We start from the raw sequence: 12,110 nt of genomic DNA, 5'->3' as shown, positions 1-12,110 counted from the left end.
CACCGCGCCGCTGCCGGTGAGCCCGATGTTGTCGGTCCCGATCCTGTTCGAAGCCGTCAAGCTGCTGGCGGTCACCGTGGCGGTGCCATCATAGCTGCGAGAACCGGTCAGCGTCACCGCCAGCGGCGTAATGCTCACCGTGCCGGAGCCGCCGGTCACCGTGTAGTTGCCGTCGGTCACCGACAGGCCGGTGGTGATGAGCGTCTGCGCACCGGCGCTGACATTGGCGGAGGCCACCGCCCCCGATCCGGACAGACCGATCGAGGTCGCCGTTGCGCCGGCGACGCCGTTGGTCAGCGTCAGTCCGCTTGCCGCGAACGTTGTGCCGCCGTCATAGACCTTCGATCCCGTCAGCGTCACCGCCAGCGGATGGATGGTGAAGCTGCCGGACGCCCCGCTCAGCGTGTAGTTGGTATTGCCCAGCGACAGGCCGGCGAGGTTCAGCGTCTGCGTCCCCGCGCTGACATTCGCCGACGTCACCGCGCCGCTGCCGGTGAGCCCGATGTTGTCGGTCCCGATCCTGTTCGAAACCGTCAGGCTGCTGGCGGTCACCGTGGTGGTGCCGTCATAGCTGCGCGAACCGGTCAGCGTCACCGCCAGCGGCGTGATGCTCACCGTGCCGGAGCCGCCGGTCACCGTGTAGTTGCTGTCGGTCACCGAAAAGCCCGTGGTCGCGAGCGTCTGTGCGCCGGCGCTGACATTGGCAGATGCAAGCGAGCCCGATCCCGACAGGCCGATCGAGGTCGCCGTTGCGCCCGCGACGCCGTTGGTCAGCGTCAGGCCGCTTGCCGCGACCGACGTGCCGCCGTCATAGACCTTCGATCCCGTCAGCGTCACCGCCAGCGGATGGATGGTGAAGCTGCCGGACGCCCCGCTCAGCGTGTAGTTGGTATTGCCCAGCGACAGGCCGGCGAGGTTCAGCGTCTGCGTGCCCGCGCTGACATTGGCCGATGCCACCGCACCGCTGCCGGTGAGCCCGATATTGTCGGCGCCGACCTTGTTGGAAGCCGCAAGGCTGGCCGCGGCCACCGTGGTCGTGCCGTCATAGCCGCGCGAGCCCGTCAGCGTCACGGCCAGCGGCGTGATGGTCACGGAGCCGGAGCCGCCGGTCACCGTGTAGTTGCTGTCAGTCACCGCAAAGCCCGTGGTCGCGAGCGTCTGCGCGCCGGCGCTGACATTGGCCGAAGCAACTGCCCCCGATCCCGACAGGCCGATCGAGGTGGCGGTTGCGCCCCCGATTCCGTTGGCCAGCGTCAGACCGCTCGCGGCCACGGACGTGCCGCCGTCATAGACCTTCGATCCGCTCAGCGTCACCGCCAGCGGATTGATGGTGAAGCTGCCCGACGCCCCGCTCAGCGTGTAGTTGGCATTGCTCAGCGACAGGCCCGCGAGGTTGAGTGTCTGCGTGCCGGCGCTGACATTGGCGGACGCCACCGTTGCGGTGCCGGTCAGACCGATATTGTCGGCGCCGACCTTGTTGGACGCCGTGAGACCGGCGGTCGTCACCGTCGCGGTGCCGTCATAGACCTTCGATCCCGTCAGCGTCACCGCCAGCGGTGTGATGGTCGCCGTACCCGACGCGCCGGTCAGCGTGTAGTTGCTGTTGCTCAGCGACAGGCCCGCCAGGTTGAGCGTCTGCGCGCCGGCGCTGACATTGGCGGATGCGACCGACGCCGAGCCGCTGAGGCCGACCGTGTCGGAGCCGACCCTGTTGGACACCGTGAGGCTGCCCGCCGCGACGCTGGTGCTGCCATTGTAGGCTTGCGTGCCCGTGAGCGTCACCGCCAGCGGATTGACCGTCAGGGTGGCCGGCGTCGTGCCGTAGCTGATGATGAAACCCGAGGCACTGGCTCCGGTACCGGAGATCGTATAGCTGCCGGCGTTGGTCGATGCGGTCGTCCCCGACGCGCTGCCGGTGCCGGCGGCGATGAGCGACAACCCGGTCAGGTTGATAAAGCTGCCCCCTGTGAGCGCGACGCCATTCAGCGTTTCGGTATAGGCCGCCGAGGTCTGCTGGAGCGAATAGGCCGTGCCGTAGGTCGCGGTCTGCGACAGGAAGTTGATCGTCAGAACCGCCGGCCCGAGGATGGGGTAGCGCCCGGACATGGCGGACCACGCACTGCCGAACCCCGACGGCAACGATCCGTTCTGCAGCGCCGCCGTGGTCATTGCCGTTCCGGCGCCATGGCCGACCGCGCTGATGCCCGAGGTCGTCGAGTCCCAGTAGCCGTAGCTGACCGTTCCGACGCCACCGGAAAAGTTGTTCTCTCCGACAAGACCACCGAAATAGCTGCCCGCGCCTGCGCTCACCGCGCCAGTCGCGTAGGCATTGGTGATCGTGCCCTGGTTGATGCCGACAAGGCCGCCGGTGTCGCTGCCAGCGCCGCTGCCGGTTCCGATTCCACCGGTGCCGCCACCGCCGGAGACCATGCCCGTGGCATAGGCATTTGTAATCGTGCCGGTGCCACCACCCCCCGTATAGCCGTCGTTGTAGCCGACCAGGCCGCCGACCCAGCTGCCGGTCATCGTGTCGATGACCGTCCCGCCGGCGTGAGCGTTGCTGATCGCACCCCAGTTATAGCCGACCAGTCCCCCGACCATGGCGCCGGCTCCGCCCGTCACCGCGGTGGTCGCATAGGCGTTGATGATCGTGCCCGTATTGGTGCCGGCGAGCGCGCCGACCGTGGCGCCTGGCGCCGAACCGGTCACGGAGCCGCCGATCAGACCGAGATTCGCCACGGTCCCGGCCGAATTATTGGTCGAGCCATTGCCAACCGTCCCGAACAAACCAACCACGCTCGACCCGGTCGAGTTGATCGTCAGATTGCTGATGGTGTTGCCAAGACCATTGAAGGTCCCGGTAAATCCAGCACCGGCGGCAGCCCCCGCGATCACGCCATCGGTATACGTCGTGCCGCCGAGGTCGAGCGGCTTGGCGAGCGCATAGTTGCCCGACAGATTGCCGTTGACCGCGACGAGCTGGGCCACGGTCCGGATCAGGGTATACGACGTGCCGTTGATGGTCAGCGCCGCACTGCTTCCCAGCAGCTGGACATTGCCGCCGTAGAAATTCAGCGCGCCGGCCGCGTTGGCGCCGCCGACATGGTTGTTGGTGGTGAGGATCAGGCCGCCATTGCCGCTGGCGGTGATCGAGGAGACGATGTTGATGCTGTTGTACGCCGACAGTGTCAGCGTGTTCGCCGTGCTCCAGCTGATCGGCGCATTGACGTAGATATCGCCGAGGCCACTGGTCTGGGAGCCCGGCCCCGATGCCGTGGTCGCCGTCGTCTGCAGCATGACATTGCTGGAGGCGAGATTGCTGTTGATGGTCGCGGCGGCGGCGCCGTCGATCGTGAGGTCGATGGGGTCCACCAGCCACAGGCCGGTCGCGCCCGCCGGCGCCGAGGTGTTGATGCGGATGCCGTTGAAATCGACGACATGCCCCGACGTTTCGACGGTGCCGCCATGACCGCCGCCCGGTCCGCCCATGGCGCTGATCAGGCCGAACACGCGCGTGGTGCCGGTGGACCACAGCGTCACCTCGCCGCCATTGCCGGCCTGGGTCGCATCGGCGCGGATCGTGGTCGCGGCATCCATGCTGACGGACTGCGCCTGCGGCAGCGGGCCCGCGCCATGCATGTCGCCACCGATCCTGACCGTGCCGCCGCCGGTCGCGCCCGACGCGTCGATGGTGGCGTGCTTGAGGCGGATCGACTGCCCGGTGACCGTGATCGCGCCGCCGCCGTGCCGCTGCGAGGTCGTCGCGAGCCGCCCGGAGATCTTGACCACGCCCCCCTCGCCACCGCCGATGATGATCGAGCCGGAGCGCCCGCCGATCGAGCGCGCCTGCACGACGCCGGAGATGTTGATGGCGTTGCGCGCCGCCTCGCGCGCCGTCGCCGCGGTGAGAATGACGCTGCCGCCATCGGCCCTGATCGTGCCGGAGTTGCGCACCAGCGCTCCCTTGCCGCCGGCTTCGGTCGGCATTGCCACCTGCAGGAAGCCGTCACCGGAGAAATCCAGCGCCGCCTGCTCGCCCGAGCCCATCCCGACCTTGCCGAGCGGCACGCTGATGCTGCCGGAGTTCGATACGGTGCCACCGATCAACGCGGCGTAGCCGCCACGACCGACGGTGATGGTGCCGGCATTGCTGACACCTGCCGAGGCGCCATTGCCGCCGAAATTGCGGCGGCCGGCCATGAAATCGTCGTCGCTGATGCCAAGCGACGAGGCGACGAAGCCGCCGCCGACATTGACCGTGCCGCTGCGGGTGATGGCAATGCCATTGGGATTGACGAGATAGACCTCGCCGTTCGCGGTGAGAGCGCCGGCGATGGTCGAGGGCGTATTGCCGGTGACGCGATTGAGAATCGCCGAGGACGCATTGGGCTGCACGAAGTTGACGGCCGCGCCCTGCGACACCGAGAAGCCCTGCCAGTTGACGACCGCGCTCTGGCTCGACTGGGCGATGGTGAGCTGGGTCGCGGACGGCCGGGAAATCGCAACCGAACCGGCTGCGACCGTGCCGCCCGTCGGCAGGGTCTGCGCCGCGGCGGCGGCGGCGAGCAGTGGACTGGTCAGCGCGGTGGTCGCCAGCAGCAGCGCCGCGCGCAGACGGTAGCGAACCGACCTGCAACGGCCTTCGGCAAAACCAGTCATGACATGACCTCCGGACAAAACGAACGCTCCCCCCGATGTGCCGCTCTTTCGTCGGCAGCACCGCCCTCTAGAACCTGAACGCAGACACCACCGTGAAACGGTCGCCCGCGGCAACGCCATCGCTGCGCGTCGCATGGCCGTACTCCAGCGACAGCGAGCCATTCGAAATCCGCCCGAGCGCCGCACCGCCGAGCCGCAGGCCGGCGCCATAGGAGGTGGCGCGAATCGAGGCGGCCTCCAGCGCCGTCGGATCGCGCTGCGTGACCTCGCCGTAAGCCGCGAACAGATACGGCGCCGCCACCACCCCGATCCCGGAGGCCTGCAGCATCGGCAGGCTGACAGGCAGGGCCCATGGCGACGACAGCTCGCCGCGTACGACGTAGCCCTGGTCGCCGACCACGGTGCCGGCATCGAAAGCCGACAGGCCCGTGGTGTTGGCGATGCCGATCTGCTCGCTGCGCAGCAACGGCGCGTTGAACGATGTCTGCGCCCGCGCGGTGACGCTGACCGCGAGATGCTCGATCACCGTCTGGCTGTAGCCGAGGCTGATGTCGAACTTGCGGAAGCTGGCGTCAGCGCCCTGGCGCGACAACGGCAGCAATGGCGTCGCCTCCGCCGCGGTGCGCGCGCCGAGCCCGTCGAGACCGAACGACGCCGTGGCGCGGCCGGACACCGTGCCGCCCCACGGCGTCAGCAGGTCGCCATCATTGGTGAAGCGCACGATGCGCAGGCGATCCTGCGACAGCGGTGTCGGCACGCCGGCCACGAACAGGCTCTGGAGTTCGTCCTGGGCATCGAGCGCCAGTTCGCTGTTGAAGTTGGCCGTGCGCTCCCGCAGCCAGGCATAGCGCAGCCGCAGCGACAGCCGCTCGAACGTGTCGGTGGTCTGCATCCCCGCAACCGCCAGCGGCGTGGTGCGGGCGTCGGTGTATTCGGCATTGAAGGTGAGACCGTCGACCCACAACGGCACCACGATGCCCGCGGCCAGCGTGCGGTTGCGCGGATAGCGGTCGAACCAGCCGTTGTCGCCGCCGTCGGGATGCCCGCCCGCACGCAGGTAGACCAGCTCGCCGAAACCGCCGACGCTGTTGAGATCGAGGCCGGCACCGAGCGTGGTGCGTCCGAGCGCCTTCGACAGTGTGTTGTCGAACGTCAGCGTCTCGCTCACCGCCTGATGCGTCGCATCGATCACCAGCACGGTGGCGCCATCGCCCTTGCCCGGCATCAGCGTGGAGCGCAGAATCACGCCGGGAATATCGCCCGCCAGCACGACACGACGTTCGATCTCGCCGAGCGTGAGGCCGCGGCGTCCGGTCAACGACCCGACCAGGGTCATGATGCGGCCGCGCACGCGCTCCGGTACATCGCGGGTTTCGACCCGCTCGATGAAGCCATCGATCACGACGAGTTTCAGCCGCGCGCCATCGCTGAGCTGTTGCGGCGGCAAAACGACCCGCACCAGCACATAGCCGGCCCTCGCATACGCGGCTTCGAGCTCGCGTGCGGCGGCAAAGATATCGGCGCCCGACACCTTCTGCCCGGCAAGCCGCGCCTCGAGCGCGCCGCTCGCCGCCGCCAGTTGCGGCAGGCCGCCCTTGATGCTGACGCCGGAGAGGCGGACGAAAAGCTTCTCGGCGCCGGCAGGCACCACGAGCCCCGGCGTGCCCGGCAGCGTGAAGCCGCCTGGACGCTCGAGATTGGGCCGAAAACTGGGAGGCACAATTTGCGAGGCCGTCTGGGCGAATCCGGACCCGGACATCGACACCACAGCTGCAATTCCGAAACCGACGGCCCTTAGCCCAAGCATTCTCGCTTTCGTCCAATGAGGGACTTAAGTCAGGACAGCCGCATCGCAGCAAGTCATCGACCAACGCATTGAAGCGAGCCTTATCGTTCCGTTTACACTTTGTAAACGAGGGCCGGCCGCGATTGCATTGATTGAGAGTCTCACTTCCCATGCGAGGGTAAACGCACAGCCACATGCCGACGCGGATTCAACAACCCAAGGTCGCGCAATCCATCGCGCTCAATTTTGCGCTACTTGTCGACGCCTGCGATCACGCGCGTGGCAGGCGGCGATAGTGATAACGGTGCAGCTCGGTGTGCATGCCGAGGCTGCGATAAAGCGCGGCGCCCGCGCTGTTGCCGGCCTCGACCTGCAGGCAGGCGCTCTCGGCCCCCTGCGACGCCGCCCAGTGCAGCAGCGCCGACATCATGCGGCGGCCATAGCCCTTGCCGCGATGGCCCGTCGCGGTGACCACCGACTCGCAGCACAGCATGTCGCCGTCGACGGCGCCGTAGGCCATCGCCACCACCTCGCCGTCCTCGCGCAGCGTGGCGAAGCCCGCCGGCAGGCCGATCGCGCCGATGATGTCCTCATAGATCTCGCTCTGCGCCGGCGTGCGGCCCTGCAGGGCGTGGATCTGATCGAGCCAGTCGTCGTCGGGCGTGTCGAGAATCTCCGCCGCCGCATCGGCCTGCACGGTCATCGCCGCGAGATCGCCATGGATGGTGCGGCTTTCGCCCTCGGCGATGTAGCCGAGATCGGCGAGGTGGCGGTCGACCGACGGATCGAGCATCGACGGCACACGCACGATCAGCGGCAGATCCTGGGCGCGAAACAGGTTCTCGAAGAACTGGATGGTCGCACCATCCATGCGCGCGCCGGCATGCAGCGGATTGGCGGAGTTGGCGCGGCGCGTCAGCCCGTCGGCGAAGCGCACCAGCCAGCCGTCATGCAGCACCGTGGACAATGCCGGCCAGGCATTGAGGCAGGCGTGCTCCGCCCGCCATGACAGGACGTCCCGCGACATGCTCGTTTCCACCGGATCACCACATACGCCAGAATGGCGTGCGCGTTCATACCGCGCCCCGCGACGGCGGCCAAGCTGCGCGCGGCATGGCAGGATTGAACGGGTCTGCCGCGTGAGCGATGCCCCGACATGGAATAGTCACGAGGAGCGATCGACAGCGCGGTGCGGCGTTTGCCTGACGAATTGCCGAAGACGAAAAAAAGCCGCCGGCCATGCGCCGGCGGCCTTGTATCAGAACTTGCGCTGTCCGCTTACGCGCCGAGCGCCGTGGCGATCGCCTGCAGCGCGGCGTCGGCCTTGGCGCCGTCGGGGCCGCCGGCCTGCGCCATGTCGGGACGGCCGCCGCCGCCCTTGCCGCCGAGCGCCTCGGAGGCGACGCGCACCAGATCGACCGCGCTGTAGCGCGAGGTCAGGTCCGGCGTGACGCCGACCACGACACCGGCCTTGCCATCCTCGGTGACACCGACGATGGCGACAACGCCGTTGCCGACCTGCTTCTTGCCGTCATCAGCGAGGCTCTTGAGATCCTTCATCTCGATGCCTTGAACAGCGCGGCCCAGGAACTTGACGTCGCCGATGGTGCGGATGTCGGCACCCGCGGCCGCACCGTTGCCGCCGCCACCGCCGAGCGCCAGCTTCTTGCGGGCGTCCGACAGCTCGCGCTCGAGCTTCTTGCGCTCCTCCATCAGCGCGGCGACGCGCGCCGGCATGTCGTCGAGCGTGGTGCGCAACTCTGCCGCCGCCGCCTTCGCGGTCTGGATGGTGGTGTTGGCATGATGGCGCGCGGCGCGCGCGGTCAGCGCCTCGATGCGGCGCACGCCGGAGGACACCGCGCTGTCGCCGAGCACGGAGATCAGGCCGATGTCGCCGGTGCGGCGGACATGAGTGCCGCCGCACAGCTCGACCGACCAGCCCAGCGCATTGCCGGAGCCCTTGCCCATCGAGACGACGCGGACCTCGTCGCCATACTTCTCGCCGAACAGCGCGCGGGCGCCGGAGGCGCGGGCGTCGTCCACCGCCATCGAGCGCGTGGTGACCTCGCCGTTCTCCAGCACGATGTCGTTGGCGATGTCCTCGACCTTGCGCAGCTCCTCGGCCGTGATCGGCTTCTGGTGCACGAAGTCGAAGCGCAGCCGGTCGGGCGCGACCAGCGAGCCGCGCTGGGCGATGTGGTCGCCGAGCACCTGGCGCAGCGCCTCGTGCAGCAGATGGGTCGCGGAATGATTGGCGCGGATCGAGGTCCGGCGGGCGTGATCGACCTCGAGCGCCAGCGGCACGCCGACCTTGAGCGTGCCCTGCTCGACGGTGCCGACATGCACGAACAGGTCGCCCGCCTTCTTCTGGGTCTCGGTGACGCGGAAGCGCACGCCCTCGCCGCTCAGGACGCCGGTGTCGCCGACCTGGCCACCGGACTCGCCGTAGAACGGCGTCTGGTTGAGGATGACGATGCCGTTGTCGCCGGCCTGAAGGCTGTCGGTTTCCTTGCCGTCCTTGACCAGCGCCGAGACCACGCCCTCGGCGCTCTCGGTCTCATAGCCGAGGAATTCGGTGGCCCCGAGCCGCTCGCGCAGCGGGAACCAGATCGCTTCGGACGCGGTGTCGCCGGAGCCGGACCACGACGCCCGCGCCTTCTCGCGCTGCTTCTCCATCGCGACATTGAAGCCGTCGACGTCGACGTCGATGCCGCGGGCGCGCAGCGCGTCCTGCGTCAAATCGAGCGGGAAGCCGTAGGTGTCGTACAACGTGAACGCGGTGTCGCCCTTGAGGCGGTCGCCGGACGACAGCGAGCGGCTCTCCTCGTCGAGGATCGACAGTCCCCGCTCCAGCGTCTTGCGGAAGCGCGTCTCCTCGAGGCGCAGCGTCTCCTCGATCAGCGCCTCGGCGCGCACCAGCTCCGGATAGGCCTGGCCCATCTCACGCACCAGCGCCCACACCAGGCGGTACATCAGCGGGTCGCGCGCGCCGAGCAGCTGGGCATGGCGCATGGCGCGGCGCATGATCCGGCGCAGCACGTAGCCGCGCCCCTCGTTCGAGGGCAGCACGCCATCGGCGATCAGGAACGACGACGCGCGCAGATGGTCGGCGATGACGCGCAGCGACGCCTTCTGCGGACCGTCGGCGTCGGCGCCGGTCAGCTCCGAGATGGCGCGGATCAGCGAGGCGAAGAGATCGATGTCGTAGTTGTCGTGCTTGCCCTGCAGCACGGCGGCGATGCGCTCCAGGCCCATGCCGGTGTCGATCGAGGGCTTTGGCAGCGCATTGCGCACGCCGCCCGCGACCTGCTCGAACTGCATGAACACCAGGTTCCAGATTTCGATGAAGCGGTCGCCGTCCTGGTCGGCCGAGCCGGGCGGGCCGCCGAAGATGTGCTCGCCGTGGTCGTAGAAGATCTCCGAGCACGGGCCGCACGGGCCGGTATCGCCCATCTGCCAGAAGTTGTCGGAGGTCGGGATGCGGATGATCTTGGATTCCGGCAGGCCGGCGATCTTCTTCCACAGGCCGAACGCCTCGTCGTCCTCGGAATACACCGTCACCATCAGGCGGTCTTTCGGCAGCCCGTATTCCCTCGTGATCAGGTTCCAGGCGAGTTCGATGGCGCGATCCTTGAAGTAGTCGCCGAACGAGAAGTTGCCGAGCATCTCGAAGAAGGTGTGATGCCGCGCGGTGTAGCCGACATTGTCGAGGTCGTTGTGCTTGCCGCCGGCGCGGACGCATTTCTGCGAGGTGGTGGCGCGCTGGTAGGGCCGCTTCTCAAGGCCGGTGAAGACGTTCTTGAACTGCACCATGCCGGCGTTGGTGAACATCAACGTCGGATCGTTGCGGGGCACCAGCGGCGACGATGACACCACCTCGTGGCCGTTCTTCGCGAAGTAGTTGAGGAACGCAGACCTGATCTCGTTAACGCCGCTCATATCCGTCCAATCGCACCGTCCGGGCCGTTCAGCGTCCCGGATACCTGAACATCCGCGCTGAATGCGCTCAAGTTTGCTGATCAGGGCGAAGCCGCGCCGACGGCAGGCCGCCGCGCCGGAATCGCCCCCTGTGGGGAAACCGGCCGCGAGTATGGCGCGGCAGGCTCCTCTTGTCCCGCCCGCTTTTACCGGCCGCGGGCTTCCCTGTCCAGAAAACGGGCATTTCCGGGGCATGAATTCGGCGCACCCGTCAAAGGCTTACCCCTCCCCCACAAGAACCGTTGATAGGCCCCCGCCGCGCGTTGACAGGCCTGCCCGGGGCGTGTTCTCTCCGCGCCAGACGATCATCACGTCGGGAGAGACCGGCCTCCAAAGGGCCGGCGCCGAAGGAGCAACCGCCCCGGAAACTCTCAGGCAAAAGGACCGCGTGATGGAACGACATCTGGAAAGCGACGCGGCCGGCTGACCCCGGAAAGGCGTCCGCCGACGGGATAATACTCTCAGGCACAGCGACAGATGGGGCTTCGACGGTTTTGGGGGATGGTCCCCGGCCCGTCAGGAGTCCGCCCGATGTCCGCGTCACCCCCCGATTCCGCTGCCCTGAAGCGCACGCCGCTGCACGAGCTGCACCTTGCCCTCGGCGGCAAGATGGTTCCGTTCGCCGGCTACGACATGCCGGTGCAATACCCCCTCGGCGTGCTCAAGGAGCACCTTCACACCCGCGCAAGCGCCGGGCTGTTCGACGTCTCCCACATGGGCCAGATCCGGCTGCGGCCGAAGTCCGGCCGGATCGAAGACGCCGCGCTGGCGCTGGAGCGCCTGGTGCCGCAGGACATCCTCGGTCTCGCGCCCGGGCGGCAGCGCTACGCCCAGTTCACCAACGACCGCGGCGGCATCCTCGACGACCTCATGGTGTCGAATGCCGGCGATCACCTGTTCCTGGTGGTCAACGCCGCCTGCAAGGCCGACGACGAGGCCCATCTGCGGGCGCATCTTGCGGACGCCTGCGACATCGAGGTGCTGGACGACCGCGCGCTGATCGCCCTGCAGGGTCCGAAGGCGGCCGAGGTCCTGGCGACGCTGTCGCCGACCACCGCCGCGATGCGCTTCATGGACTGCGGCCCGCATCAGGTGATGGGCATTCCCTGCATCGTGTCGCGCTCGGGCTATACGGGCGAGGACGGCTACGAGATTTCCGTGCCGGCGGCTGAGGCCGCCGCGCTCGCCGAAAAACTGCTGGCGCCCGAGGCGGTGCAACCCATCGGCCTCGGCGCCCGCGACAGCCTGCGGCTCGAGGCCGGCCTGTGCCTCTATGGCCCGGATATCGACTTTGCCACGACGCCGGTCGAGGCGGCGCTGGAATGGTCGATTCAGAAGGCGCGCCGCACCGGTGGCGCCCGCGCCGGCGGCTTTCCCGGCGCCGACATCATCCTGCGCCAGCTCGTCCAGGGGGCGCCGCGCCGCCGCGTCGGCCTCCTCGCCGAGGGGCGCGCGCCGGTGCGCGGCCACACCGCGCTGTTCGTCCATGCCGACGATCCGGCGCAGGCCGGCCTCGTCACCTCCGGCGGCTTCGGCCCCAGCCGGATCGCGCCGGTGGCGATGGGCTACGTGCCCGCCGCCTATGCCGAGACCGGCACCCAGCTGTTCGCCGAAGTGCGCGAGCAGCGCCTGCCGCTGCGCGTCGCGCCGATGCCGTTCGTGCCCCACGCCTACAAACGCTGACTGT

Annotated in this window: 5 protein-coding genes and 1 riboswitch; of the genes, 1 reads left to right on the top strand and 4 read right to left on the bottom strand. The window is 68.4% G+C overall.

Going from position 1 to position 12,110, the window contains the following annotated elements; genetic code table 11:
- The 4 genes from JQ639_RS32345 to alaS form a co-directional block, all read right to left on the bottom strand.
- Positions 1 to 4,659, bottom strand: a 4,659-nt coding sequence (locus tag JQ639_RS32345) for a beta strand repeat-containing protein (protein WP_211990952.1), incomplete at its 3' end; no start/stop codon positions are given.
- A 67-nt stretch (positions 4,660 to 4,726) separates the two neighbouring features.
- A complete protein-coding gene (locus tag JQ639_RS32340; RefSeq protein ID WP_349644664.1) occupies positions 4,727 to 6,379 on the bottom strand; it encodes a ShlB/FhaC/HecB family hemolysin secretion/activation protein in 1,653 nt (550 codons plus the stop codon).
- Between the two features lie 337 nt (positions 6,380 to 6,716).
- Positions 6,717 to 7,472 (bottom strand): GNAT family N-acetyltransferase, encoded by a 756-nt coding sequence (locus tag JQ639_RS32335; protein WP_211964123.1) that lies wholly within the window; start codon positions 7,470 to 7,472, stop codon positions 6,717 to 6,719.
- A gap of 251 nt (positions 7,473 to 7,723) precedes the next feature.
- Positions 7,724 to 10,384, bottom strand: coding sequence for an alanine--tRNA ligase (alaS, locus tag JQ639_RS32330; protein WP_211964122.1), 2,661 nt, complete (start codon positions 10,382 to 10,384; stop codon positions 7,724 to 7,726).
- A 343-nt stretch (positions 10,385 to 10,727) separates the two neighbouring features.
- A riboswitch (glycine riboswitch) is annotated at positions 10,728 to 10,819 on the top strand.
- A gap of 135 nt (positions 10,820 to 10,954) precedes the next feature.
- Here alaS and gcvT point away from each other — a divergent pair.
- Positions 10,955 to 12,106, top strand: coding sequence for a glycine cleavage system aminomethyltransferase GcvT (gene gcvT / locus JQ639_RS32325; protein WP_211964119.1), 1,152 nt, complete (start codon positions 10,955 to 10,957; stop codon positions 12,104 to 12,106).
- Positions 12,107 to 12,110: the final 4 nt, after the last annotated feature.

This window comes from Bradyrhizobium sp. U87765 SZCCT0048 (assembly GCF_018131225.1).
GTDB lineage: Bacteria > Pseudomonadota > Alphaproteobacteria > Rhizobiales > Xanthobacteraceae > Bradyrhizobium_A.
The sequence above is the reverse complement of the archived record's forward strand: the minus strand, read 5'-3'. Positions and strand labels throughout refer to the sequence as shown.